Below are 26,624 nucleotides of genomic sequence, written 5' to 3'. Positions count from 1 at the left end.
CTCACTGCTGGTGGGCGCGGGCCAACCCGGGGCATCATCCCGCGCCCATGAGCGACACGACTGGCGACGGCGGCAAGACTTCCCCCGGAGAGGTCCGTCCCGAGCTCGCGGAGCTTCGCGAGCGGCTGGCGGCCACCTCGGACGAGGGCCGCCCGGAGGCGGTGGCCCGGAGGCGGAAGACGGGGCAGCGCACCACGCGGGAGAACATTGGTGACCTCGTGGACCCGGGGAGCTTCTCGGAATACGGCGGGCTCGCGCTCGCGGCGCAGCGGTCCACGCGCTCCATCGAGGACCTCGTCCGTGCGAGCCCCGCGGACGGCATCATCTGCGGCGTGGGCACCGTCAACCGGGCCCTCTTCGACGACGAGCGCGCGCGGACGATGGTGCTCGCCTACGACTACACCGTCTTCGCCGGCACGCAGGGGCTGGTGGGCCACCGGAAGCTGGACCGCATGTTGGCGCTCGCCTCGCGGTGGCGCGTGCCGGTGGTGCTCTTCGCGGAGGGCGGGGGCGGGCGGCCCAACGACACGGATACGCACACCGTGTCGGCCCTGGACACGCCCAGCTTCCTCGCCTTCGCCGCGCTGTCGGGGCTCGTTCCTCGCGTGGGCATCGTCTCCGGGCGGTGCTTCGCCGGGAATGCCGCGCTGCTGGGGAGCTGTGACGTCATCATCGCCACGGACGACAGCAACATCGGCATGGGTGGGCCGGCGATGATTGAGGGCGGTGGCCTGGGCTCGTTCGCTCCGGAGGAGATTGGCCCCGCGGACGTGCAGACGCGCAACGGCGTCATCGACGTGCGCGTGCGAAACGAGGCCGAGGCGGTCGCCGTCGCGAAGCAATACCTGTCGTACTTCCAGGGCCCCATCGCTCCTGGCACGTGCGCCCCGCAGGAGCAGCTGCGCGACGCGCTGCCGGAGAACCGCCGCCGGGCCTACAAGGTCCGCCCCATCATCGAGACGCTGGCGGACACCGGCACCGTGCTGGAGCTGCGCAAGGACTTCGGGCGCAGCCTGGTGACGGCGCTGGTGAGAATCGAGGGGCAGCCGCTGGGGCTCATCGCCAACGACTCGTTCCACCTCGCCGGTGCCATCGACGCGGACGCCGCCGACAAGGCCGCGCGCTTCTTCCAGTTGTGCGACGCGTTCGGCCTCCCGGTCGTCTCGCTGTGTGACACGCCGGGCTTCATGGTGGGCCCGAAGGCGGAGGCGACGGCGCTGGTGCGCCATGTCTCGCGCATGTTCGTGGGGGCGGCCAGTCTGTCCGTGCCGTTCTTCACCGTCGTGCTCCGCCGGGGCTACGGGCTGGGCGCGCAGGCGATGGCGGGTGGCCACTTCCACGCGCCCGTGTTCATGGCGTCGTGGCCCTCGGGCGAGTTCGGAGGGATGAACCTGGAGGGCGCGGTGCGCATCGGCATGCGCAAGCAGCTCGAAGCCATTGAAGACCCGGCGGCCCGGGAGGAGATGGCGAAGGCACTCATCGCCGAGGCCCACCAGCGCGGCAAGGCCATCAACATGGCTTCACTCCTGGAACTGGACGCGGTCATCGACCCGGCGGAGACGCGCGCGTGGATTCTCCGGGGCCTGCGCTCCGTCCCCCGGCAGACGCGCGAGGGGCGGCGCCGGTTCATCGACACCTGGTAGGCAAGAGGGCGGCGCAACGCCTGCGTGCCTGCTTCCATCGCCGCGCAAGGCCTGCGCTCAGAGGCGCCGCACGTCCTGCCGCGCCGTTGGAACGCGGAATGCTTAACGCAAGGGCATGCACGAGCAACAGGACTGGCGTCAGCGGTACGCGGACAAGGTGGTGACGGCCGAGGAGGCGATTCGCGGCATCCTTCCGGGGCGGCGCATCCTCATCGGCTCGGGCGCGGCGGAGCCGGTGACGCTGGTGCGGGCCATGGTGGAGAAGGGCGAGCACCTGGCCGACAACGAGGTGGTCCACCTCCTCACGCTCGGCCCCGCGCCCTACGCGGAGCCCGCGCAGGCCGGGCGCTTCCGTCACACCGCCTTCTTCATCGGCGCCAACGTGCGCAACGCCGTGCAGGAGGGCCGCGCGGACTTCATGCCGGTGTTCCTCTCGGAGATTCCGGAGCTCATCCGCAGCCGCCGCGTGCGCATCGACGTGGCGCTGCTCCAGGTGAGCCCGCCGGATGCCCACGGGTACGTCAGCCTCGGCGTGTCCGTGGACATCGTCCGCAGCGCGGTGGACGCGGCCACGCTGCTCATCGCGGAGGTGAATCCCAACATGCCGCGCACGCACGGGGACTCGTTCCTCGACGTGCGCCGCATCCACCACCTCGTGCCCGTGGACACGCCGCTGCTGGAGGCCCACTCCGAGCCCCTGGACGAGGTGTCACGGCAGATTGGCATCCACGTCGCCCGGCTCATCCCGGACGGGGCCACGCTGCAGACGGGCATCGGGAAGATTCCGGACGCGGTGCTGGCCCAGCTCACCCGCCACCAGGACCTGGGCGTCCACACGGAGATGTTCTCCGACGGAGTCATGCGTCTCGTCGAGGCGGGCGTCATCACCGGACGGAAGAAGACGCTGCTGCCGGGCAAGCTGGTGACGTCCTTCATCATGGGCAGCCGCGCGCTCTATGCGTGGGCCCACGAGAACCCGGCCATCGAGATGCGCCCGAGCGACTTCACCAACGACCCGCTGAACGTGGCGCGCAACGAGAAGATGATGGCCATCAACAGCGCGCTGGCGGTGGACCTCACGGGACAGGTGGCGGCGGACACGCTGGGCGGCTGCTTCTATTCGGGCATCGGCGGGCAGGTGGACTTCCTGCGCGGCGCGCGCCGGAGCCGGGGCGGGAAGCCCATCCTCGCGCTGCCGTCCACGGCGAAGGGCGGCACGGTGAGCCGCATCCAGGCGGCGCTGGAGCCGGGCACGGGCGTCGTCACCAGCCGGGGCGACGTGCACTACGTGGTGACGGAGTACGGCGTCGCGGACCTGTGGGGGAAGAACATCCGCGAGCGCGCGCTGGCGCTCATCGACATCGCCCACCCGGACTTCCGCGCGGAGCTGATGGCCGCAGCCAAGGCGCGCAAGTGGGTGCTGCCGGACCAGGTGGTGCCCCGTGCGCGCTACCCGTGGGCCGAGGCGCGGACGGAGCGCACGTTGTCCGGAGACGAGCTGCTCGTCCGCCCGGCGCGCGTCACCGACGAGCGTGGCCTGCAGGACCTCATGTACGGCCTTTCAAAGGAGAGCTGCTACCGGCGCTTCCTGGAGCTGAAGAAGACGCACCCGCACGAGGAGGTGCAGCAGTTGGTGGACCTGGACTACGAGCACAACCTCGCGCTGGTGGCGTGCCCTCCGGGGACGGACGAGGTGGTGGGCGTGGTGCGCTACGACGTGGACCCAGCCACGCGGCTGGCGGACGTGGCCTTCGTGGTGCGCGACGACTGGCAGGGGCGCGGCGTGGGCACGGTGCTGATGCGGCGCATCCGCGAGGCCGCCGCCGCGCGAGGCATCCCCGGCTTCCAGGCGGACGTGCTGGTGACGAACAAGCCCATGCTGGACGTCTTCCAGGAGAGCGGCCTGCCCATCCGCACCGTCCGCGAGGACGGCGTCTACCACCTGGAGCTCCACTTCCCCTCGGGGCCTCCGGTGCTGGCCCAGGCCGGGCCATGACTTCGAAGTGGAGCCCGTGCCTGTCGCCGATGTACCGCCGCCGTCTCCGGGGGCTCAGCGCTGCCGGGTGAAGAGCAGCGCCGGGGCGTCCTTCACGGTGGCCTCGTGCGTGACGCGTGCGCCCAGGATGAGGTGGGGCACGTCAATCTGGGTGCCGGCTCCGGCGCCGTACACGGTGAGGAACCGGTTGGCGCCATAGGCCACGGCCGGGAGGAACTCCGCCGGCTGGCCTCCGCTGGAGATGGCGAAGCCATGGGCGTCCCAGACGTGACCGTCCTCATCCCACCGCGCGCCCCGGATGCGGTGCGCCCCGCCGCGCGTGTCGTCCCAGACGACCAGGGACTTCGAGTTGTGGTGGGCGAGCCGGGGCGTGGCCTGCACTCCCGGCGCGGTGGAGATGGGCAGGCCGCCAGGGTCGTCCACCGTCCCATTGGAGCGCACGCGCGCGCCGTAGATGTCCGCGTCTCCCGAGCGGCCGTCGGACCAGACGACCTGGAAGCGGCGCCCGGTCCACACCACGTCCGGACTCACCTGGGCGCCGGCGGCGTGGGAGATGGGGAAGCCATCCCCGTCGAGGATGCTGCCGGCCTCCGTCACGCGGTTGCCATAGATGTCCTCGTGCCCGGGGCCTCCGCCGCGCTCGTCGCTCCAGACGACCAGGAAGACCTTGTGGGTGTTGTCCCAGGCCACCGCGGGCTGGCGCGCGTAGTTGAAGCCGGGGCTCACGGCCTCGTAGGGCGCGGGGCTGAGGAGGACGCCGTCCTTCGACACCCGCTGGATGTAGATGTCTGTCTCGTCGTCTCCCTCAATCGAGGTGGTCACCAGGCAGACCTCCGGCGAGCAGGCGATGTCCACCTGACCGAAGGCCTCGGGCGTGTAGAAGGGGGTGAACTCGGGGCCGACGACGGTGCCGTCCGCCGTCACGCGCACGCCATTGACGCCATCCACCGTCTCCCAGATGACGAAGAAGTGGGTGCCATTGAAGGCGATGGCCACCCGCCGGACGCCGGTGTCACCGGGGTTCAGGAGCTCGCCCCCCGGCTTGAGCATGGTGCCGTCCTGCGCCACGGGCGAGCCATAGAGTCCGCCCGTCCGGATGTCGCTCCAGACGACGAAGTACCGCGTGTTGCCATAGGCCACCGCCGGGCCGTACCGCGCGACGTACGCGGGGGCCGGGGCCTTCAGCGGCTGTTGTGACGTCCGCGCCTCCGGAGCGTCCGCCGCCACCGCCTGCGCTTCCCGCGCCTCGTCCTCCGGCGCCTGCCCGCAGGCGGCCACCATTGCCACGCACGACACCACACCCAACAGCCCGGCGATTCCGGGCCGACGATTCGTCTCCATGCTTGTCCCCTCCGCTGACTGCCGGCCCAAGGTCTTGCTTCATGGCGTGGCAGGCCATCCGGCCGGATGGGCGATGGGATGTCTCAAGCCTCGTATCTCCCCGTCCACGAGGTGAGTGTCTGACGGAGGAGCCGGCGCTCGCCATGCCTGGCTGGCTTCAATGGCTTGCATGTCGCCGCGGGCATGCGCTGACTTCGTGGAGGAGGCTTCGCCCTCCAGGGACAGGGCGTGCGCTGGCGTGCCGCGTGTGGCCCGGTGAAAGCGGGGAGCCCATGGACGCGACACCGAAGGCGGTGGTGATTGGCACCGGCGCGGGAGGCCTCTCGGCGGCGACCTTCCTGGCGCGGGCGGGCTTCCAGGTGACGGCCCTGGAGCAGGGGACGCACGTGGGCGGCAACCTCGCCCCGTTCGAGCGCGAGGGCTTCACCTTCGACGTCGGCATCAACTACGTGGGCGGGTGCCATCCCGGACAGCTCCTGTACGAGCAGCTCGCCGCGCTGGGGCTCGACGCCTCGGCCCTCTTCAGCGAGCTCGAGCCCGACGGCTTCGACATCTACCGCTTCCCGGACTTCGAGGTGCGCAACTGCGCGGGGCTGGAGCGCTTCCACGCGCGGCTCCGGGCGCTGTTCCCCGAGGAGGCCGCCGGCCTCGCCGAGGTCTTCGACACGCTGGCGTGTGTGAGGGACGTGATGATGCTCGCCTCCCAGCCGCGGGGCACGGCCCACCATGCCTCCGAGCTGAAGCCGCTGCGCGTGCTGCCCCGGCTGTGGCGGCTGGGGCGCGTGTCGTGGGGAGAGTTCCTCGGGCGCCACCTGCGGGACGACCGGGCGCGCGCCGCGCTGTCCGCGATGTGCGGCGACTGGGGACTGCCTCCGGGACGCGCCGCGGCCACGGCCGCGCTCGCCATCATCGCCGACTACTCCGATGGGGCCTTCTTCCCCATGGGAGGGGGAGGGGCCCTGCTCGCGAAACTGGTGGAGGTGGCCCGCGCCCACGGCGTCACGTTCCGCACCGGCGCGGCGGCGCGGCGCATCCACCTCTCGCGGGGCGTCGTCATCGGCGTGGAGCTGGAGGACGGAGAGGCCTTCGAGGCCGACGTCGTCGTGTCGGATGTGGACCCCACGGTGACGCTGGGCCGCCTCGTGGGGCCCGAGTCCCTTCCCGCGTCGCTCCGGATGCGCGTGTCCCGCATCGAGCCGTCGACGGGCATGGCCGTCGTCTACCTCGGGCTGCGGAGAGATTTGCGCCAGTACGGAATGAGCGCGGCGAACCTCTGGAGCTACCCGTCCACGGACCTCGACGGGCTCTACGAGCCGCTTGCCCATGGCGGGCTTCCGCCGGAGCTGCCGCTCTTCCTCGCGGCCAACTCGCTCAAGGACCCGACGGGACGCCTGGCGCCGCCGGGCTGCTCCACGCTGGAGGTGACCACCTTCGTGCCGGAGTCGATGTTCGAGCGGTGGGCGTCCGTGCCGCCCGAGGTGCGAGGTGAGGGCTACGCCGCGCTGAAGGAGCGGCTGGCGGACCGGATGCTGTGCGAGGTGGAGGCGCGCTTCCCGGGCCTCGTCGGGGACATCGTCGTGCGCGAGGTGGCCACCCCCCTTACCTGGGTCGACTCGCTGCGCGCGCCGCATGGCGGCCCCTACGGGCCGGCGATGACTCCGCTGCAGTCGGGCCGCTACCGCTTCCGCACGCGCACGCCGGTGCAGGGGCTCTTCCTCGCGGGGCAGGGGGTGATTTCCCACGGCATCGCTCCGGTGCTGCTGTCTGGGAGGCTCGCCGCGAACGCCGCCGAGCACTACTTCGAGCGGCGCGGCAGGCTCCGCCACCACCTGGGCTGGGGCCGCGCGTGGAGCGCCGAGGCGGATGCGCCGCCGCTCTGAGGCGGGGCCGGGGCGCCCCCTCTACGCGAAGCTCGCGCTCCTGCATGACGCCGTCCGGGGATTCCTCCTCACGGATACGCTACCGATGAGTCCACGCTGCGCCCTCGCGTCGCAGGTGCTCACTTCCGCCCGTTCGGCCCCAGTCGCTCGCGCAGCAGGTGGAGGGCCCAGGCTCCGAAGGCGATGCCGAACACGCCCAGGCCCACCAGCACGAAGGTGCGCTGCTCCAGGAAGCTGGCCCCCAGGTAGACGGTGCCCACCGCGTACGGCAGCTCCGCCAGTGCGAGCACGAGCAGGTAGCGGCGCAGTCCATAGCGCGCCAGCCCGAGCACGTAGCCGGGTACCTCCGAGGGCACCGCGAGCTGGAAGAGCAGCACCAGCCCGAAGGGCGTGCGCCGGGAGATGTGCTCCTCGTAGCGCGCGAGGACGTCCGACGACGCGAGCCGGCGAATGACTGGCCGGCCCCAATGGCGGGCAATGCCATACGCGCACACGCCGCCGAGCATCCAGCCCGCCCACAGCAGCAGCACGCACACCGTCTTGCCCCAGGCGTGGAGCGCCACCGGCAGCAGCAGCGCGCTGGAGAAGAAGGCCAGCATCGCCGACAGCGCGGACAGGAGGATGAAGAGCACCGCGCCCCTGAAGGGGTGCTCGGCGATGACGGGCGCCGCCGCGTCGAGCACCCGGCGGACCCCGGACTGGAAGGCGTCCGAGGATGCGAGCAGGACCATTCCGGCGAGGAGCGCCGCCAGCGCGAGGGTCCGGCCCCACTCGGCCCGAGCCCGGGGCGCTCCCGGCCGCATCTTCGGATGCATCACCTCATGCATGGTGCGTGAGCTGCGTCTCGACGCGCGGCGCGGCGGGAGGCCTGCTCGGTTCCAATCGTGCCATCCATGGTTCCGGCTCCTGTGCGCAATGAAACGGTGGAGCAGGCCTGCCCGGTACACATGTCGGTGACCACCGAGCGTCTTGCTCTGACGTGCTCCCGACGAAGATGCTCCCTCGCCGTCGCCACGACACCGCCCCCGAGAGGCACGTCCCGCTGTCCGCTCCGGCCATGAACTGGGATGCGTGAGGGACGGCAAGCCGGGGAGCTCGACAAGGCCTGACAGGCGCTGGAGCGCTTCCTTCCGCCGCTTCGCCCCTCCGACTGAGAAGGGAAGACACCGCACTGTCGTGCCCGGGCGCGAATGGGCACATTGGCCAGTGAGGGGAGGCCATTCCATGACGACCCTTGCAGCGCAGCATCCGGAGGGGCGGTCCCCGTCCCTGCCCGAGTCCGTCGGCTTCTCCTCCCGGGGCGAGCTCTGGTCGAAGCTGCAGAGCGTGGAGGCCACGCTGCACTACCTTCAGGCGCGGGAATCGACCGAAGAAAAGCAGTTGCTCAAGCAACTCCTCGCCCGCCTCGAGCTGGCGAAGTCCGGCATCACAGGCACGAGGCATCGGCGCATTCGCAGGGATGACCCCCAGTTCTGGGGCCTCGTCCACGGAATCTCCGCGGACATGCTGCTGCTCATGCCACCCGCCATGCTGGCCACGCAGGCCCTGGAGGTGGAGGAGCAGTTCCGCCGCAACATCCAGGACCCCATCTCCCGTCAGACGTGGCTGGGGCTCGACGGCAACTCGGGCCCCCTCCCGCTGGCGGTGAACCAGGTGTTGGAGCTCGCCGGCAAGCCCGAGACTCCCGGCGCCGACGACGTGCGGAAGCTGACGTTTGCCCGGAACGTGCTGCGAGGGGCGCTCCGGCTGGTGAACGAACAATCGGACCAGCACTTCCGGCAGCTCGCCTTCGCCCTGCTGGTGCGCGGCTTGAGCGGTGCCCTGCTGGTGCTGCTCTTCGTCACGGCCTTCCTCTTCAACATCCACGCCTGGCTGCCCGCGGGCACCAGCGCTCCCGAGCTGTCGACCCGGGCGGTGCCCCTGCCGCTGATGTCGCTCATCCTGCTGGGTGCCGCGGGGGCCATCGTCGCGAACATGGCTTCGGACCCTCCCGTGCTCGCCGCCCGGGGTCCCGCGTGGAGGCAGTTCCTCTATTACCTCTTCGTCCGTCCGGCGATTGGCGCCTTCGCGGCCTTCCTCTTCTACCTGCTGGCCAGGTCGGAGCTCCTCTTCGGAATCGAGTACTCCGGCCAGGAGTCGGCGACACAGCCTCCCGCCATCCGCATCGTGCTGGGCGGCCCGCTGGCCGTCGAGTACGCCTACGCCATCATCTCCATCTCGGTGGGGTTCTTCGCGGACCGCGTCCTGGGCTCCACGATGGACAGCGTGCTCCGACGCCTGTTCCAGATGGCGGACAAGAGCGTGCAGTCACCCGACCTGCCACCGACGGCACTCGCGCAGAGGCGCAAACAGGATGCGCCACCGCCTGCCTCCGGCGGCACTCCCTCGGAGGCTGCTTTCTCGAAGTGACACCGGGGCGGCTCCTCTCCGGGGCCGGAACCCGACAGGGCTTCAGGGGCGGATGGCGACCTTGAGGACGCCGTCCTTGCGCTGGCCGAAGAGCGCGTAGGCCTCGCGGATGTCCTTCAGCGCGAAGCGGTGGGTGAGCAGGGGCGTGAGGTCCACGCGCCGGGCCTGGACCAGCTCCATGAGCCGCCGCATGCGCTCCTTGCCGCCGGGGCACAGCGTGGTGACGACGCGGTGGTCCCCGAGGCCCGCGGCGAAGGCGTCATACGGGAGCTGCAGCTTGCCGGAGTACACGCCCAGGCTGGACAGCGTGCCCGCGGGCCGCAGGCAGCGCAGCGCGTTCTCGAAGGTCTGCTGCGTGCCCAGCGCCTCGATGGCCACGTCCGCGCCGCCTCCCGTCAGCCGCTTCACCTCCGCCACCACGTCCTGGTTCCGGTAGTCGAGCACCACGTCCACGCCCAGCTTCCGCGCCATGGCCAGCCGCGCGTCGTCACCGTCCACGCCGATGACGCGCGCCGCGCCCATCAGCCGCGCGCCCATGGACGCGCACAGGCCGATGGGGCCCTGCGCGAAGACCACCACCGTGTCGCCAAGGCGCACGCCACCGGACTCCGCGCCGCTGAAGCCCGTGGAGGCGATGTCCGCCAGCAGCACCACCTGCTCGTCGGTGAGCCCGTCGGGAATGGGCGCGAGGTTGGCCTGCGCGAAGGGGATGCGGACGTACTCGGCCTGTGCGCCGTTCAGCGTGTTTCCCAGCCGCCAGCCACCCAGGGCCTCGTACCCCTCGCCGTGGCCGCACTGAGACAGGTGCCCGGACAGGCAGCCGCGGCACTGGCCGCACGGGGTGATGGCGCCCACGAGCACGCGCTGGCCCGGACGGTAGCCGGTGACGCCGGGGCCGAGCTCCTCGATGACGCCTACCAGCTCGTGACCGATGACGAGGCCCGGCTTCACGGGGTACTCGCCGCGGACGATGTGCAGGTCCGTGCCGCAGATGGTGGTGAGTGTGACGCGGACGACGGCCTCCCCGGGCCCCGCGCGCGGCTGTTCGACTTCTTCGATGCCGAACCGGTCGACCCCTCGGAACACCGTCGCTCGCATGGCTCCCCCCGGAAGGTGGCGCGTGTGGCCTTCCCATGTCGAAGCTCTGGCCTGACTTCCGCATGCGCAACAGGAGCGTGACGGCCGCCCACGTGGGAGGGGCTGGCGTGCGTTCCTGAAGCCCGCGTGGCCTTGACGGGCGACTTGCCGCGTCCGTGCGCGGCTGCTGGACAGCGACTGAGTCTCAGTGGAGCAGGGGCTCCGGCGCGGTCTCCGTCGGAGCGGGGGGCTCCTCCCGCTCCGGATGCAGCTCCTCGGCGATGCTCCGGGCCCATCTCCGGATGCGCTCGGGGTCGCGCCAGTCGCCGGCATGCTGGCGAGCCATCGCATGGGCGATGAAGCCCTTCGCGTTCGCCTCCAGCCGCCCGCCGAAGGTCATATGCCCGAGCGCGTGCACCTGCTCCATGAGGGCGCGGACCTGGGCGGTGGGCTCGATGATGCCCTCCGACGCGGAGTCATCGAGTGGACCGCTGGAGAAGAACCAGACGGGCATCTCACGCAGCTCGTGCACGTGCTTGTGAACGAAGCGCCGGGCGACCCGGTACCAGCGATTCGCGTACAGCGCCCCGCCGACGATGACGGCGTCATAGGCCGACACGTCCTCGATGTCGCCCGGAGGGAGCACATCCGCGTCGAGGCCCTCGCCCCGGAGCACCCCGGCGACCTGCCGGGCAATGCCCTCGGTGCCGCCCCGCTTGGAGCCGTAGGTGACCAGAACCCGCATCGATGTCCTCCCCAATGGTGAAGTCCCCACCGTCATGCATACGGCGGACCGGCGGTGCTGGCGACGGGCCTCCAGGAGAGCGGGCCGTACGTCCCCCGCGCAAAGTCTGCGCACCCACCGCGCATCACGGCCAATTCTTGCGCGAGCGCCGGGGGCGACGGGCGCACGGCCGGGGCCTCTCCCGCCGTCACCGCGAGCGAGCCCTCCCGCGCGGTGGATGCCGCACGCGGGCGGCCGCAGCAGCTTCACCCCTGGGAGCCCCCGACCGCCCCAGGCATGCGAATCCCCGTCCCCACCCATCGGCTTCCAGGCCCTATCGGCGACCCCCGGGGGCTCAGCTCCGGCGAGGTGCTGGAGCGGCGCGCGCGCTACGGCCGCAATGACGTGCTGGCGCGACCCCGGCGCTCCGCGTGGCGGACGCTGCGCGAGTCGGCGACGGACCCGATGCTCTGGTTCCTCGTGGGAACGAGCGCGGTCTACTTCGCGCTGGGGGAGCTCTCGGAGGGGATGGTGCTGCTCGTGGCCATCGTCCCGCTGCTGGGCATGGATGCCTTCCTGCACCACCGGACGCAGGCGTCCACCGAGGGCCTGCAGAGCCGGCTGGCCGCGCGGGCCACGGTGCTGCGCGACGGGCGCGAGCTGGAGGTGCCCGCGGAGGACGTGGTGGTGGGAGACCTCGTGCGCGTGGAGGCCGGCGGGCACTTCCCGGCGGATGGCCTGGTGGTGCGCGCCGAGGACGCGCAGGCCGAGGAGTCCTCGCTGACCGGTGAGTCGCTGCCCGTGCGCAAGCGGCCGCTGGAGCTCCTTCCTCCTGGAACGGAGCCGACGGTGGAGGGATTGCACTGGGGAATGGCGGGGACGCGGCTGCTCACCGGAAAGGCCTGGGTGCGCGTCGTCTTCACCGGGAAGGACACGCTCTACGGGAGCATCGTCCGCTCGGCGGAGCAGGGCGGACATGCGCGCACGCCGCTCCAGGAGGCGGTGGCGCACCTGGTCGCGGTGCTGGTGGTGGTGGCCGCGGTGCTGTGCGCGGTGCTCGCCTTCGTGCGCTGGCGCCAGGGCTTCGGGTGGATGGATGCACTCTTGAGCGCGGCCACGCTCGGCGTGGCGGCCCTTCCCGAGGAGTTTCCGCTGGCGCTCACGTTCTTCCTGGGGGCCGGGGTGTACCGGCTGGCCCGGAGACAGGCGCTGGTGCGGCGCGCGGTGTCCGTGGAGAACATCGGCCGGATTACGTGCATCTGCTCGGACAAGACGGGCACGCTGACGGAGGGGCGGCTGCGGGTGGCGCGCCTCGTGCCCGCGCCGGAAGTCGCGGAGGAGGCGCTGCTGCGGACGGCGGTGTTGGCTTCGCGGGAGGAGGGGAGGGACCCGCTGGATGCGGCGCTGTTGGACGCGGCGGCGCGGGTTCCACATCACGGCAGCCCCGTGGCCACCTTCCCCTTCACCGAGGAGCGGCAGCGCGAGACGGCCGTGGTGGACGACGGGCACGGTGGCCTGCTCGCGGCGGTGAAGGGGGCACCGGAGCGTGTGCTGAGCCTGTGCACGCTGTCGTCCGCCGACCGCGAGGAGTGGACGCGAAGGGTCTCCGCGCTCGCACGTGAAGGGCGCAAGGTCATCGCCTGCGCGAGCCAGCCGCTGGACACCCCATCATGGCGGGGTGGAGAGCCGCGGCACGGCTTCCACTTCCTGGGGCTGGTGGCCTGTGAGGACCCGGTGCGCCCCGGGGTGGTGGCCGCGGTGCGCGAGTGCCGCGAGGCAGGCCTGCGCACCGTCATGGTGACGGGAGACCATCCGGAGACGGCCCTCGCGGTGGCGCAGCAGCTCGGGCTCGGTGGCGCGAGCCCGGTCGTGCTCACGGGCGACGAGCTGGAGGCGCGGCTGCGTGAGGACGGAGCCGTGCCGCCCGTGGACGTGGTGGCCCGCGCGTTGCCAGCACAGAAGTATGACCTGGTGCGGGCCCTGCGCAGGCACGGAGAGGTCGTCGCCGCCACGGGGGACGGGGTGAATGACGTCCCCGCGCTCCAGGCCGCCGACGTGGGCATCGCCATGGGGGAGCGTGGCACGCGCGGCGCGCGCGAGGCCTCCTCCATCGTGCTGCTCGATGACGACTTCGGCACGCTGGTGCGCGCCATCGCCGAGGGCCGGCAGCTCTTCCGCAACCTCCAGCGCTGCTTCCAGTACCTGCTGCTCATCCACATCCCGCTCGTCGTCACGGCGGCGCTGCTGCCGCTGGCGGGCTACCCGCTCCTGTACCTGCCCATCCACATCGTCTGGCTGGAGCTCATCATCCACCCCACGGCCATGCTGGCCTTCCAGGCGGCGGCCCGACCGGGACGTCTCGGGCCCGCGAGGAGACAGGGCCCCGCGCGCTTCTTCTCCGCCGGAGAGTGGACCACCGTCGCGCTGGTGGGCGGGCTGGTGACGGTGGGGCTCGTCTGGAGCTACGACCGGAGCCTGGGGGCGGGGCGCGACGTGGAGCACGGGCGCGCGGTGGCGCTGGCGTCCCTCACCCTCGCGAGCGCGGGCTACACCACCGTGCTCACCGCGCTGCGCACCCGCACGGCCCGGTGGGTCTGCGCGGTGTCATTGCTCGTCTCGGTGGTGCTCATCCAGGCACGGCCCCTGGCGGACCTGATGGGGCTGCACCCGCTGCACGTGGACGACTGGACACGCGTCGTCGTGGGCGTCGCGGTGGCCCTGGTGCCGCTGGTGCTCTCGCGCCAGCGTTTCTTCGCAAGGCGCCCGCGCGGCCCCCGGTCCGGCCGCTACTTGCCCCGCCCGTTCCGTTTCGCGTGAGCCGCCGACAGGTCCAGCCCCACGGCGAGAATCAACGTCGCGGCCCACGCATTCACGGGGTCGAAGCGCAGCGGCTCATACGCACCGATGTTGTTCGCGATGAGCCAGATGATGAACCACAGCACCGTCATGCTGGTGGACCTCCTTCATCCACGCACTCTACCTGCACGGCCGTCACCTTGTAGTCGGGCGTGTGGGTGATGCCGTCCCGGTGCGGACCGATGACCTCGTTGATGAAGACCTCGGCGGTGTGGAAGGTGGTGAAGAGCTCTCCAGGGCGCAGGCCGTCGGCGCGTCGCATGGGCAGCACCGCCTCGCCGTGGCGGCTGCGCACCCGCACGCGCGCGCCGTCCTCCAGGCCCAGCCGCTCCGCGTCCGCCGGGGCCATGTCCAGCCAGTCCCCCGGCTGGAGCACCGCGTGGGGCGTGCGCAGCGTCATCGTCCCCGCGTTGAACTGGTACAGCCGCCGGCCCGTCATCAGCACGAAGGGGAACTCCTCCGTGCACACGTCGGGCGAGGGAGTGAAGCCGATGCGGCGCAGCGCCGCCCGGGGCCCGCTGGCGAACGCGCGCGTGTGCAGCAGCCGCGTGCCCGGGTGCGACTCGTCGGGGCAGGGCCACTGCAGGCCGCCCGTCTCCAGCCGCGCATAGGACAGGCCCGCTCCCGCAGGCCATACCCGCCGCACCTCGTCCCAGACGTCTTGCGGCGACGCGAAGTCGAAGCCCTCCGGGTGGCCCAGCGCCTTCGCCGCGCGGCAGAGAATCTCCCAGTCCGGCAGCGACTCACCGGCGGGAGCCAGCGCGCGCCGCACCCGCTGCACGCGCCGCTCTCCGTTCATGAAGGTGCCGTCCTTCTCGAAGGAGGTACACGCGGGAAGGAAGACGTGCGCGCAGGCTCGCGCCGTCTCGTTGAGGAACAGGTCCTGCACCACCAGCAGCTCCATCCGCTCCATCGCCTCGCGAGTCACGTGGGCCGTGGGGTTGGTGAGCAGCACGTCGTAGCCGAAGGCCCACAGTGCCTTCAGTCGTCCCTCACGTGCCGCCTCCATCATCTGCATCAAATCCAGTCCCGGGGTGGCGGGCAGGGGCGCGCCCCACGCCGCCTCGAAGCGCGCGCGGTTTGCCTCCAGGGGGACGTAGCCGGTGAGGTGGTGCGGCTCGCAGCCCATGTGCGCCGAGCCCTGCACGTTGTTCTGCCCGCGCATCGGGTTGACGCCCATGCCCGGCCCGCCGAGGTTGCCCGTCAGCAGCGCCAGGTTCACCAGCGCCATCACCGTCTCCGTGCCCTGCACGTGCTCCGTCATGCCCAGGCCGTGCACCATCATGGACGGGCCGTGCGTGGCGTACAGGCGCGCCGCCCGGCGCACGGCCTCCGCGTCCACGCCGCAGAGCTCCGCGGCGTGCTCGGGCGTCCAGTCACGGATGAAGGCGCGGAACTCCTCCACCGCGTCCACGCGCTCGCGCAGGAAGTCCTCCGCGCACAGGCCCTCCGTCACCACCACGTGCGCCAGCGCGTTGAGCAGCGGCACGTCCGTGCCGGCGCGGGGCTGGAGGTGCACGTCCGCGTAGCGCGCCAGCTCCGTGCGCCGCGCGTCGATGACGATGAGCTTCGCCCCGTGCAGCACCGCCTGCTTGATGCGGGCGCCGACGACGGGGTGGCACTCGGTGGTGTTGCTCCCGGCCACCAGCAGCGTGCGCGCGTCCTCCACGTCCGCGAACGCGTTGGTGGACGCGCCCGTGCCAAGCATGGCCTTCAGCGCCGCCGCGCTGGGCGCGTGGCAGACGCGCGCGCAGCAGTCCACGTTGTTCGTCCCCAGCACCACGCGGGCCAGCTTCTGCGCCAGGTAGTTCTCCTCGTTGGTGGCCCGCGCCGAGCCCAGCATGCCCACCGCGTCCGGGCCGTGCGCCTCGCGGATGCGCCGCAGCCGCGAGGCGAGGAAGCCCAGCGCCTCGTCCCAGGAGGCGCGCCGCCAGCCTCCGTCCTCCCGCAGCAGCGGGACGGTGACGCGGTCCGGGGACTCGCCGAAGCCGAAGGCATAGCGGCCCTTGGAGCACAGGTGACCCCGGTTGGACGGGCCCTCGCGCGACGGACGCACGGTGACGATGCGTCCCGCCCGCGTGCCCACGTCCATCTCACAGCCCACGCCGCAGTACGGGCAGGTGGTGCGCGTCCACGCCTCGGGCCAGCCCCGGTCCAGCAGCGTCCGGTCCTCCAGCGCGCCGGAAGGACAGCTGTCCACGCACGCGCCGCACGACACGCAGGAGCTGTCCTTCAGCGAGGGCCCGTCCGGGAGGATGCGCGTCCCTGCGCCCCGGTTCCACACGCGCCAGACGAACTGCCCCTGCACCTCGTCGCAGATGCGCACGCAGCGGTAGCAGTGGATGCACTGGGACATGTCCACGTGGATGTACGGATGCGAGTCGTCCCGCAGCTCCTGCCGGTGCTCGCCGCGCAGCTCGCCCTCCAGGCCGTACTCGCGCAGCACCCGGTGGAAGGGCTTGTCCGGGTGGCGCGCCACCGCCTCCGCCGGGTACTCCGAGGCGAGCAGCCTCAGCAGCACCTTGCGCTGCGCCTCCACGAGGGGAGAGCGCGTGCGCACCACCAGGCCCTCCGTCAGCGGCGTGGTGCACGCGGCCACCGGGCGCGCGCAGCCCTCCACCTCCACGATGCACGTGCGGCACGCCCCCACCGGCCCGAGCCGCGAGTCATTGCACAGCGCCGGAATGGAGAGCCCCAGCGACTCCAGGCCCTGCAGGACGGTGCCCGGCGCGCACTCGCGCGGCTGCCCGTCAATCGTTACGCGAAGCACGCCTCCACCTCCTCGCGGTAGTAGCGCAGCACGCTCGCGGCGAACTCGCCCAGGCCGGTGCCGTGGCCGCACAGGCTGGTGAGGCGCAGCGCCTCGACGACGTCCTCCCAGCCCTCCGCGCGAGGCGCCGGCCCCGCCTCCATGGCACGCGCGAAGAGCTGCTCCACGTGCCGCGCACCCAGCCGGCAGGGCGTGCACTTCCCGCACGACTCGTACGCGCCGAAGGAGAAGACGTGGTGCACCAGCGCCGCGATGGACGTGCGCGCGTCGAAGGCCACCACGCCGCCGTGGCCCACCGAGCAGCCCACGGCCTTCAGCTCGTCGAAGCCCAGCGGCGTGTCCAGCAACGACGGAGGGAGGACTCCCGCCAGCGGCCCGCCGATGAGCACGCCCTTCAGCGGACCCGTGCGCAGCCCGCCGCCCAGCTCCTCCACCACGGTGCGCACCGGCGTGCCGAGCTCCACCTCGTAAAGCCCCGGGCGGTGGAAGAGCGAGTTGAGCGACAGCACCTTCGTCCCGCGGCTGCCCGGGATTCCCATGGTGGCGTAGGCGTCACCCCCGTGGCGCGCAATCCACGGGAGGTTGACCAGCGTCTCCACGTTCTGCACCAGCGTCGGCTGGCCGAAGAGGCCCGCCTGCGCGGGGTAGGGCGGCCGGGCGCGTACGAAGGGCCGGCGTCCCTCCAGCGCATTGAGCAGCGCCGTCTCCTCGCCGCAGAGGTAGCTGCCCTGGCCCACCTCCAGGTGCAGCTCGCAGGAGAAGTCGCTGCCCAGGATGTGCGAGCCCAGCAGCCCCGCGCGCCGCGCCTCGTGCAGGGCCACGTGCAGGACGCACGCGGCCAGCGGGTACTCCTTGCGCACGTAGACGGTGCCCCGGCGCGCGCCCACCGCGTACGCCGCCAGCAGCAGCCCCTCCAGCAGTGCGTGCGGGTCCTCCTCCAGGAGGAAGCGGTCGATGTACGCGCCCGAGTCCCCCTCGTCCGCGTTGGCCACCACGTGCTTCTCCGTGCCGTGAGCCAGGGCCACCGCGCGCAGCTTGCGTCCGGTGGGAAAGCCCGCTCCGCCGCGGCCGCGCAGCCCGGAGCGCTCCACCTCGGAGAGGAGGTCCTCGGGCGGCGAGGACAGCGCCGCCTCCAGGGCCTGGTAGCCGCCGTGCCGCGTGTAGTCGGCCAGCGTGCGGGCCCCTCCCTCGGCGAGGCGCTCCAGCGCGACGGCGCGTGGGGCCCGCACCCGCATCATGGGCCGCGCCTCCTCCCGTGTGGTGGCGGGCGACACGTAGCAACTGCCCAGGCAATAGACGCGGGAGGGAGCGCGGACGGCCTGGCGCCAGCAGTCGGGGCGGAGGTGACGCGCGACGAAGCAGGCGGTGCCCCGGCAGGCCCTGTCGCCGAGGGGCTCGTGCCCGAGGTGGTAGAAGGAAGCCAGCTCTGGCGAGCCCTCTCCGGGCTTCATGCGTGCGCCCTCCTCATGCGTGGTGCGTGATTTGCGGCTCGGGCTGCGGCCCGGTGGGAAGCGAGAAGGAGAAGGTGCTCCCCATGCCGGGGCTGCTCTCCACCCAGACATGGCCGCCGTGGGCATCGACGAGCCCCTTCACGATGGCGAGCCCCAGTCCCGCGCCATCCTTGCCTCCCACCCGGGCCTGCCAGAAGGGCTCGAAGAGATTGGGGAGGTCCTCCGCGTCGATGCCGGCCCCCGTGTCCCTCACCGAGAAGCGCACCGTGCCGCCCTCGGGCTCGGCCCGCACGGCGACGGTTCCGCCCTCGGGAGTGAACTTGAGCGCGTTGCTGATGAGGTTGGAGAGGATTTGCAGTACCCGGTCATGGTCGGCGAGGAGCGGCGGGGCGTCCTCGGGGACGTCGGCCACGAGCTGGATGGACTTCACCTCCGCGAGCGCCCGGTGCAGCTCGATGGCCTCTCGCACGAGGGACGGGGTGTCCAGCGCAGCGCGCGCCACCTTGAGGTGGCCGGCCTCCATCTTGGCGACGTCCAGCAGGTCCTGGATGAGCCGGTGGGAGCGCGCCACCGCCTTCCGGATGGCCTCGAGCGGCCGCGTGTCCGCGGTCCGCTGCCCGCCGGGCTGTCGCTTCAGCATCGTCGCGGCGCTCAGGGCGATGACATTGAGGGGCGTGCGGAGGTCATGGGCGACGACGCGCAGGACCTCGTCGCGGATGTGCGTGGCCTGCACGGACTTCTCGTGGAGGAAGGCATTGTCGATGGCGAGCGCGGCGCGGTTGGCCAGCTCCTCGGCCAGCGTCAAATCCCGGGTGCCGAAGTGGCGCTCCGACTCGGAGGTCCAGAGGATGACCACGCCCAGGATGCGCCCGCGAGCCTGGAGCGGCACGACGATGCCCGACACCGGCGCGATGCGGTGGAGTATCTCCAGGTGGGCACCGTCCTCGGCCATCTCCTCGAGCAGCGTCTCCGGGACCTCCGGGAACAGGACGGAGCGTCCCGTCTGGAGCACGCCCGCGACGATATTCCCATGGCGTATCGGGTCATGGGGGTACGCGCTGAGCAGCGTGTCCAGCAACTGCGACTTCTCCGGCGTGGCCGCCACTCCTTCCAATGACAGGGCGTGCCCGTTTTCATCCACCAGTTCCACCACGCACCAGTCCGCCAGCGTCGGCACGGCGAGCCGTGCCACGGTGGCGAGCGTCGTCCGGGTCTTGAGCGAGCCCGCGAGGCGCGGCCCCGCCTCGGCCAGGAAGCGCAGGGCCTGCTCGAACAGCTTCCGCTCGGAGATGTCCTGCATGTGCGCGATGAAGTGGAGCGGCTCGCCCCGGGAGTCGCGCACCAGGGAGCTCGTCAGCAGGATGTCGACGATGTGGCCCGTCTTGTGGATGTAGCGCTTCTCCCGCTGGTACGAGCCGATTTCCCCCGTGAGCAGCCGCCGGAAGTTCGCCAGGTCCACCTCCAGGTCCTCGTGCCAGGTGATGTCCCGGAAGTGCCGGGTGAGGAGCTCCCGCTGCGAGTAACCGACAATCCCGCACAGGCAGTCGTTCACGTTCAGGAAGCGGCCGTCCAGCCCGACGATGGCCATGCCGATGGGGGCATCCTCGAACGCGGTCCGGAAGTGCTCCTCGCTGTCGCGGAGCACCTCCTCCGCATGCTTCCGGGCGGAGATGTCGCGCAGCATGACGGTGAGCAGGTGCGTCCCGCCCACGTCCACCTTGGAGATGCTGGCCTCCGCGGGGAACTCGTCCCCGGTCCTGCGCCGCCCGACGATGGGAATCCGCTCCGCCATGGACCGTGACAACGGCGCGTCCGCGCCGAAGCGCTCGACGTGCTGCCGGTGGACCTGCTGGAAGCGCTCCGGGATGAGCAGGTCCAGGGGCTGGCCCACGGCCTCGCGGGCGGAGTAGCCGAAGATGTGCTCCGCGCCCTCGTTGAAGACGGTGATGCGCTGCGCGCCGTCGACGGAGATGATGGCGTCGGCCGCGCTGGAGACGATGGCCGCGAGGCGGGCCTCGGACATCCGGAGCGACTGCTCCATGCGCTGCCGCTCCGCCTCCATGCGCGAAAGCATGCGCGCGTTCCGGGTGAGCAGCCACAGGAACACGGCGAGCGCGAAGAACGCGACGACCGAGATGCCGAAGAAGACGTGGGGGAGGCCCGTGCCCTCCAGGCTCCAGGCCAGGATGGCTACCACGGCCATGACCCCGGCGAGCCCGGCCGCGAGCAGTCCCATGTTGCCGACCACCTGCTCCAGCCGGGGAGCCCGGGCGTTGCCAGGGCGGGGCGTCATACATGCCCTGCCCGTGCGGACTCCAGGAGCAGCCGTCGCTCCGCCGCGGCGATGACCCTCCGCGCCGCTCTGGCGGCTCCCGGGTCCACGGAGATGGAGGTGATGCCGGCGCGCACCAGGTGCTCGGCGAACTCCGGCCGGTTGGACGGCGCCTGGCCGCACAGCGACGAGGTGATGCCCGCCTCGCGGGCCGCGCGGATGATGTGGATGATGGCGTCCAGCACCGCCGCGTCCGACTCGTCGAACAGCTCCGCGCACAGCTCCGAGTCCCGGTCCACGCCGAGCATGAGCTGCGTCAGGTCATTGGAGCCGATGGACACGCCGGTGATGCCCAGCTTCGCGTACTCGGGGATGCGGTAGACGACGGAGGGCACCTCCGCCATCACCCAGCGCTGGAGGCCCCGCTGCCGGCCCAGGGGGCTCTTGTCCATCGCCTCCAGGCACGCCTCCAGCTCCCACTTCGTGCGCACGAAGGGAATCATCACGTGCAGGTTGGGCGTCTCCTCGCGCACGCGGGCGAGCACCTCCAGCTCGAGCTGGAAGATTTCGGGCTCGCGGAGGTAGCGGTAGCAGCCGCGGTAGCCAATCATCGGGTTGGCCTCGGTGGGCTCGAAGTCGGCGCCGCCCTCCAGGCCGCGGAACTCGTTGGTGCGGAAGTCGGTGGTCCGGTACACGACGGGACGCGGGTGGAAGGCGCGGGTGATTTCCAGCAGCGAGCCGGCCAGCTTCTCGACGAACTCGTCGCGCCGGCCCAGGGCCAGGAGCCGCTTCGGGTGCACGCCGCCGAGCGCGTCCGTGAGCATGAACTCGGCGCGCAGGAGCCCCACGCCATCCACCGGGAGCGCGGCCACCTCCTTCGCCTGTCCGGGCAGCGCGAGGTTGACGTAGAGCCGCGTGGCGAGCGGCTCGGGCTCGGCGGCCACCGTGGGCGCCTGGGCCGGGGCGGCCCGCGCTGACACGGGGGCGGCCTCCAGTCCCGCGCGCACCTGGCCGGTGGCTCCGTCCACCGTCACCTCCTCGTCGTCACGAAGCACGCGCGTGGCCGAGCGCGTGCCCACCACGCAGGGAATGCGCAGCTCGCGGCTGACGATGGCGGCGTGGCACGTCATGCCGCCGCTGTCGGTGACGATGGCGGCGGCGCGGCGCAGCGTGGGCACCCAGTCCGGAGACGTCATCGGCGCGACGAGCACCTCGCCCTGGCGCAGCCGCTTGCCCTCGTCGGGGTGGCGCAGCACGCGCACGCGTCCGGACACGACGCCGGGCGAGGCGCCCAGGCCGGTGACGAGCGCCGGCCCCTTCGCGGCCGGGGCCTCGGTTTTTCTCGGTGCCTGGCCCGCGCCGGTCAGCGTGGTGATGGGGCGCGATTGCACGAGGTACAGGCGGCCTCCGGACTCGGCCCACTCCACGTCCTGCGGTGAGCCGTAGTGCTTCTCCACGCGCAGCCCGAGCCGTGCCAGCTCCAGCACCTCCTCGTCCTTCAGCACGCGGCGGTCGGCCTCCTCGGGAGACAGCTCGACGCGGCGCTCCTTCCCGTGGCCCTCGCGGACAATCTGGAAGTCCTTGTGGCCGACGCGGACCTCCATGAGGCGCAGGCGCTGCTTGCTCACCACGTACGTGTCCGGCTCCACCTGGCCTCCGACGACGACTTCGCCGAGCCCGAAGGCGCCCTCGATGACGAGCCGCTCCGTGTCTCCCGTGGATGGGTCCACGGTGAAGAGGACTCCGGAGCGCTGGGAGTCCACCATCTCCTGCACCACCACGGCGAGGGTGGGCTCCTCGGAGAGTCCCTGGCTGCGGCGGTAGGCGATGACGCGCTGGCCATAGGCGGAGGCCCAGCACTCGCGCACCTTGTCCAGCACCGCGTCCTCACCCACGACGTTGGTGTAGGTCTCATGCATGCCCGCGAAGGAGGTGTCCGCGGTGTCCTCGGAGGTGGCGGAGGAGCGGACGGCCACGGCGCGTTCCTTCCCGAGCTGTCGGTATGCGCCGAGCAGCGCGGCGCGCACGGGGGCGGGGAGCTCCGCCTCGCGCACGAGCTGCTTCAGCTCACCGGAGAGCGTGGCGAGCGACTCGGCGTCATCGGGGTCGATGCGGCGCCACAGCTCCGAGAGGCGGGAGCGGAGGGGCTCCAGGGAGGCGGTGAAGGCGGCGGCGGTGACGACGAAGCCCCGGGGAACGGGCAGCCCGGCCCGTGTCAGCTCGCCGAGGTTGGCCCCCTTGCCACCGGCGATGGCGGTGTCTCCGCGCGACAGGGACTCGAACCAGAGGACGGGGGGAGGGGACTCCTGCCTGGAGGCGGACACCTGCCCCGAGATGCCGTCCTCGGATGAGCCATCGCCGGGCGTCAACGTCGTCTGCATGTCATGTGCTCCCCCGGCCGCGACACCCGACGGGCCTACAGCGCAATCTCTGGCTCACTGCCTTCACCGCGCAATCGCACTCGCGGGGAGGGACCCTGGCAGTGCTGCCACGGGGGCATCCGCCCGCTGGAGGAGGGGAGCGCTGCCCCACTCGGAGGTCCGTGCCTGCCGCCGCCCCCTCCCCGGAAGGCGGGGCGCCTGGCGGATAGCGGATGCCTACCTTCGCGGTTCGCGGCGCGGGGCCGCGCCGGGGCGGGCGGATGTGTGGGACGCGGCAGCACTCCACGAGGACCAGCGACAGCAGCCCACGACGGGGGAGCCCACGCGCGGCCCGGGCGCGACGGCGCGTCCTGGGCGTGTTGATGGTCCTCACCTGCACCGCCGCGCATGCGTCGGAAGCAACGCCGCCCGAGGATGCCCCGCGGGCCGAGGAGGTTGTTGAAGAGGACACGGCGCAGGAGCGCCACCCGTGGCTCGCGCTGGGGGAGGTCACCGCCATCAACCTGGGCGTATGGGCCTGGGACAGGACGCTCGGCCAGAAGGACTGGGCACGCGTGAGTCCCCAGACGTGGCGGGACAACCTGTACGCGGGCTTCGGCTGGGACAAGGACGGCTTCTCCACGAACCAGTTCGCGCATCCCTACCATGGCGGCCTCTACTACACGGCCGCGCGCGACAACGGCATCTCCTACGTGGGAGCCGTCCCCTTCATGCTGCTGGGCAGCACCCAGTGGGAGGTGTTCGCGGAGAACGAGCCGCCGTCCATCAACGACCTCGTCAACACCACCATGGGCGGGATGGCCATGGGTGAAGCCCTCTACCGGCTGTCCTCCTGGGTGCTCGACACGGAGACCACGGGGCGCGAGCGGGTCGGCCGGGAGCTGACCGCGGGGCTCATCAGCCCCATCCGGGGCGTCAACCGGCTGCTGCGTGGCGACACCTTCCGGCACGAGCCCTCGCCTCCGGAATGGCGGGCGCACGCGCTCGCGGCCTGGGGCACGCTGGGCTACCTGAGCCTCGGCGAAGGCAAGCTCCAGGCGCGAGGCAGCGACCAGTTCTTCACCCAGTTCTCGCTGCGCTACGGGGACATGTTCCGTGGCGACATCGACCGTCCCTTCGACGCCTTCGACGCGCACATCCAGCTCACCACCCGGGAGGACAGCCTCGTCAGCCACGCGGGGCTGACGGGGCTGCTCGCGGCGAAGACGCTGGTGCGCACCGGGCGGGACGAGCTGCGCCTGGGCCTCCTGCAGCAACTGAGCTACGTGGACACGGTGGCGTACGTGGTGGGCGGCCAGTCCCTGGACGTGGGCCTGCTGCACCAGCGCCAGCTCTCCACGCACTCGAAGCTGAAGGCGGCGCTGTGGGTGCAGGGCAGCGTGCTCACCGGCATCTCCTCCGGACACAACGGCACCGAGGACCGCGACTACGACTATGGCCCGGGCGTGGGCCTCCAGCTCCGCGTCGTCTATGCGAACAGTGCGTGGGACATCCTCACGCTGGAGGCGGGGGTGTCGCGCGTCGCGGTGCTGAACGGCTCGGGAGGCTCGCACCAGGTCCACACCGGACAGCTCCAATTGGATTTGCCCGTGCTCGACCGGCTGGGGTTGGGCACGGAGGTGAACTTCTTCCAGCGCCACAGCGAGTTCGACGGCTTCCCGGACGTGGACAAGGACACCTACGAGCTGCGCTTCTTCCTGTCGGTGCACTGAGCACGCTCATGAGAGCGCGGAGCCGGGCCCGGGCCCGGTCAACGTGGCGTGGCGCGCGCCATGTGTCTCTCGCATTCGCACGGCCACGAGTACGCCCGAGACACCCGTGAGAATGGCCACGAGGGTGATGGCGGCCGGTACGCCCAGCGCATCGGCCGTGATGCCCGCCACCAGTGCGCCCGCGGCATAGCCCGCGTCTCGCCACAGCCGGTAGACGCCCACGGCCGATGAGCGCCACGAAGGGTGCGCCACGTCACCAATCGCGGCCAGCAGCGTCGGGTAGACCATGGCGGTGCCGAGGCCCAGCAACACGCCCGAGAGAATGAAGAGCGCCGTGCTCCGCCCGGACACCATCAGCGCGATGCCGCCCGCCTGCACCCACATTCCGGAGGCGATGAGCCACTTGCGGCCCAACCGGTCCGACAGTGCTCCGGTGAAGAGCTGCGCGACGCCCCACACGGCCGGGTAGATGGCGGCGAGCGTCCCCACCCGTGCCAGTGAGAGGCCCGCCGCCGCGTACACCAGGGGAAACAGGCCCCAGGCCATTCCGTCGTTGAGGTTGTTGACGAAGCCGGCCTGGGTGACGCTCGACAGCTCGCGGTCGGTGAAGCTCGTGCGCACGAAGACGCCGCGAGGGGACGTCGCGCTGGCGGAGTGCGTGCGCGCCTCGGCCTCGGCATGCCCGCGCGTCTCGCGCACCAGGAAGGCCGACAGCAGCAGGCCTGGCGCGACGTAGGCGAAGCCCAGGTAGAAGGGCTCGGGCCTCAGGCCATGGCGTGCCGCGAGGTAGCCCGTGGCGAGCGCGGAGAGGGCCACGGCCACGTAGCCGGCGAACTCGTTGAGCCCCATGGCGAGACCGCGGCGCTCTGGCCCGGCCAGGTCAATCTTCATGATGACGGTGGTGGACCAGGTGAGGCCCTGGCTCGCGCCCAGCAGCACATTGGCCCCGAGAATCCACGCCCAGGACGGGGCCCAGATGAGCAGGAAGGGCACAGGCACTCCCAGCAGCCAGCCCGCCACCAGCACACCCTTGCGCCCCCAGGCGTCCGACAGGCGCCCCGCGAAGTAGTTGGTGGCCGCCTTGGAGAGGCCGAAGGCCACGATGAAGGAGAGGACCGCCGAGCGGGCGACGAGGCCGAACTCCTGCTCGGCCAGGCTGGGGAGGATGCTGCGCTCCAGTCCCACCATCGCGCCCACGAAGGCGTTGACGAGCACCAGCAGGGAGAACTGGCCGAGGTTGGCCCGCAGGCCCAGGCGTACCGCCGGAGTGCTGTCCCCGCGGCTCACGGCGCCCGTCCCTGGTTGAAGCGGAGGATGGCCTCGGACTCGGGAGGCTTGAAAGTCATGATGACGCCTCCGTGGGCAGGCCCGCGGCACGCCACTCTGGAAAGCCTTCGTGGAGGCGGCGTGCCTTGCGGCCATGCGCGCGCAGGAGCTTCACCGCCTCGTTCGCGTAGACGCAGTACGGGCCGCGGCAATAGGCCACCACCTCGCGGCGGCGCGGCAGCTCCTTCAGGCGTGTCTCCAGCTCGGCGATGGGGATGCCGAGGGCTCCCGGAATATGACCGGCGGCGTACTCCTCGGCGGGGCGTACATCGATGACGACGACCTCGCCGGCACGGGCGCGCTCCAGCAGCTCTTCGCGTCCCACCGCGTCGAGCGCGTTGCGGTCCTCGAGGTAGGTGTCCACCACGCGCTGCATCTCGGCCAGCTGGGCCTCGGCCACGCTGCGCACGCTCTGCACCAGTGCGAAGACGGCGGGACTGGCCAGCCGGTAGTAGACGTAGAGGCCGTCCTTGCGCGCCTCCACCACATGCGACTCGCGGAGCACTTGGAGGTGCTGCGACGTGCTGGCGACGCTCAGGGCCGCCTCTCGGGCGAGCGCCTCCACGGTGCGCTCACCCTGGGCCAGCAGGTCCACGAGCTCCAGACGCCGGGGGCTGGCAATGGCCTTGGAGATGCGAGCGAGCTGCTCGTACAGCGCGTTCTTGAAAGCCCGGTTCCCCATTTCCCATCCTCAGCTATTCTATTGATTTATTGAATAGTCACCGCCTCTGGCCGTGTCAAGGTGGCGCGCGTCCAGGCCGCGGCCCCGCGATGCGCCAGGGGCCG

17 protein-coding genes are annotated in these 26,624 nt (G+C 71.6%); 6 read left to right on the top strand and 11 right to left on the bottom strand.

The window, feature by feature from the left end; all coding sequences use genetic code 11:
• Positions 1-47 precede the first annotated feature (47 nt).
• Together ACVTJA_RS31710 and ACVTJA_RS31705 are read left to right on the top strand one after the other, a co-directional pair.
• Positions 48-1,643, top strand: coding sequence for an acyl-CoA carboxylase subunit beta (locus ACVTJA_RS31710; RefSeq protein WP_465825266.1), 1,596 nt, complete (start codon positions 48-50; stop codon positions 1,641-1,643).
• 115 nt (positions 1,644-1,758) lie between these two features.
• Positions 1,759-3,639 carry a GNAT family N-acetyltransferase gene (locus ACVTJA_RS31705; RefSeq protein ID WP_465825265.1) on the top strand — a complete coding sequence of 627 codons (1,881 nt, stop codon included), beginning with the start codon at positions 1,759-1,761 and terminating at the stop codon, positions 3,637-3,639.
• Positions 3,640-3,693: 54 nt separating this feature from the next.
• Here ACVTJA_RS31705 and ACVTJA_RS31700 read toward each other — a convergent pair whose 3' ends face one another.
• Positions 3,694-4,980 (bottom strand): hypothetical protein, encoded by a 1,287-nt coding sequence (locus tag ACVTJA_RS31700; RefSeq protein ID WP_465825264.1) that lies wholly within the window; start codon positions 4,978-4,980, stop codon positions 3,694-3,696.
• 272 nt (positions 4,981-5,252) lie between these two features.
• Between ACVTJA_RS31700 and ACVTJA_RS31695 the strand changes: the two genes are divergently transcribed.
• The gene (locus ACVTJA_RS31695; protein WP_465825263.1) at positions 5,253-6,860 is read left to right on the top strand and encodes a phytoene desaturase family protein; all 1,608 of its coding nucleotides are present in this window, start codon (positions 5,253-5,255) and stop codon (positions 6,858-6,860) included.
• A 119-nt stretch (positions 6,861-6,979) separates the two neighbouring features.
• On the opposite strand, the gene ACVTJA_RS31690 is transcribed toward ACVTJA_RS31695, so the two are convergent.
• A complete protein-coding gene (locus ACVTJA_RS31690) occupies positions 6,980-7,675 on the bottom strand; it encodes a TVP38/TMEM64 family protein (protein WP_465825262.1) in 696 nt (231 codons plus the stop codon).
• A gap of 409 nt (positions 7,676-8,084) precedes the next feature.
• Here ACVTJA_RS31690 and ACVTJA_RS31685 point away from each other — a divergent pair, with 409 nt between their 5' ends.
• Entirely contained in the window at positions 8,085-9,269 is a 1,185-nt protein-coding gene (locus tag ACVTJA_RS31685; RefSeq protein ID WP_465825260.1) for a hypothetical protein, read from the top strand.
• Between the two features lie 42 nt (positions 9,270-9,311).
• Here ACVTJA_RS31685 and ACVTJA_RS31680 read toward each other — a convergent pair whose 3' ends face one another.
• Positions 9,312-10,367 (bottom strand): zinc-binding dehydrogenase, encoded by a 1,056-nt coding sequence (locus ACVTJA_RS31680; protein ID WP_465825259.1) that lies wholly within the window; start codon positions 10,365-10,367, stop codon positions 9,312-9,314.
• Between the two features lie 184 nt (positions 10,368-10,551).
• On the bottom strand, positions 10,552-11,091 hold the full coding sequence (locus ACVTJA_RS31675) for a flavodoxin domain-containing protein (protein WP_465825257.1): 540 nt from the start codon (positions 11,089-11,091) through the stop codon (positions 10,552-10,554).
• Positions 11,092-11,367: 276 nt separating this feature from the next.
• Between ACVTJA_RS31675 and ACVTJA_RS31670 the strand changes: the two genes are divergently transcribed.
• The gene (locus tag ACVTJA_RS31670) at positions 11,368-13,887 is read left to right on the top strand and encodes a cation-translocating P-type ATPase (protein WP_465825255.1); all 2,520 of its coding nucleotides are present in this window, start codon (positions 11,368-11,370) and stop codon (positions 13,885-13,887) included.
• Here ACVTJA_RS31670 and ACVTJA_RS31665 read toward each other — a convergent pair.
• Genes ACVTJA_RS31665 through ppsA form a run of 5 tightly spaced genes read right to left on the bottom strand, consistent with a single transcriptional unit; the run spans position 13,857 to position 22,800 of the window.
• A complete protein-coding gene (locus ACVTJA_RS31665; RefSeq protein ID WP_465825254.1) occupies positions 13,857-14,018 on the bottom strand; it encodes a hypothetical protein in 162 nt (53 codons plus the stop codon). The two genes, ACVTJA_RS31670 and ACVTJA_RS31665, sit on opposite strands and share 31 nt — an antisense overlap.
• The gene (fdhF, locus tag ACVTJA_RS31660) at positions 14,015-16,696 is read right to left on the bottom strand and encodes a formate dehydrogenase subunit alpha (RefSeq protein WP_465825253.1); all 2,682 of its coding nucleotides are present in this window, start codon (positions 16,694-16,696) and stop codon (positions 14,015-14,017) included. Before fdhF ends, ACVTJA_RS31665 begins: the two co-directional genes overlap by 4 nt.
• Positions 16,684-18,147 (bottom strand): complex I 51 kDa subunit family protein, encoded by a 1,464-nt coding sequence (locus ACVTJA_RS31655; RefSeq protein ID WP_465825252.1) that lies wholly within the window; start codon positions 18,145-18,147, stop codon positions 16,684-16,686. The genes fdhF and ACVTJA_RS31655 overlap by 13 nt, the downstream gene beginning before the upstream one ends.
• Before the next feature lie 13 nt (positions 18,148-18,160).
• Positions 18,161-20,440, bottom strand: coding sequence for a sensor histidine kinase (locus tag ACVTJA_RS31650; protein ID WP_465825251.1), 2,280 nt, complete (start codon positions 20,438-20,440; stop codon positions 18,161-18,163).
• Positions 20,437-22,800: a phosphoenolpyruvate synthase gene (gene ppsA / locus ACVTJA_RS31645; protein ID WP_465825250.1), complete on the bottom strand. Its 2,364-nt coding sequence runs from the start codon at positions 22,798-22,800 to the stop codon at positions 20,437-20,439. Before ppsA ends, ACVTJA_RS31650 begins: the two co-directional genes overlap by 4 nt.
• A 362-nt stretch (positions 22,801-23,162) precedes the next feature.
• Between ppsA and ACVTJA_RS31640 the strand changes: the two genes are divergently transcribed.
• Positions 23,163-24,512: a DUF3943 domain-containing protein gene (locus ACVTJA_RS31640; protein ID WP_465840562.1), complete on the top strand. Its 1,350-nt coding sequence runs from the start codon at positions 23,163-23,165 to the stop codon at positions 24,510-24,512.
• A gap of 6 nt (positions 24,513-24,518) precedes the next feature.
• Here ACVTJA_RS31640 and ACVTJA_RS31635 read toward each other — a convergent pair whose 3' ends face one another.
• Together ACVTJA_RS31635 and ACVTJA_RS31630 are read right to left on the bottom strand one after the other, a co-directional pair.
• Positions 24,519-25,799 (bottom strand): MFS transporter, encoded by a 1,281-nt coding sequence (locus ACVTJA_RS31635; RefSeq protein ID WP_465825249.1) that lies wholly within the window; start codon positions 25,797-25,799, stop codon positions 24,519-24,521.
• Between the two features lie 55 nt (positions 25,800-25,854).
• Positions 25,855-26,520 carry an ArsR/SmtB family transcription factor gene (locus tag ACVTJA_RS31630; RefSeq protein ID WP_465825247.1) on the bottom strand — a complete coding sequence of 222 codons (666 nt, stop codon included), beginning with the start codon at positions 26,518-26,520 and terminating at the stop codon, positions 25,855-25,857.
• Positions 26,521-26,624: the final 104 nt, after the last annotated feature.

Source organism: Pyxidicoccus sp. M6, from assembly GCF_055568925.1.
The sequence above is the reverse complement of the archived record's forward strand: the minus strand, read 5'-3'. Positions and strand labels throughout refer to the sequence as shown.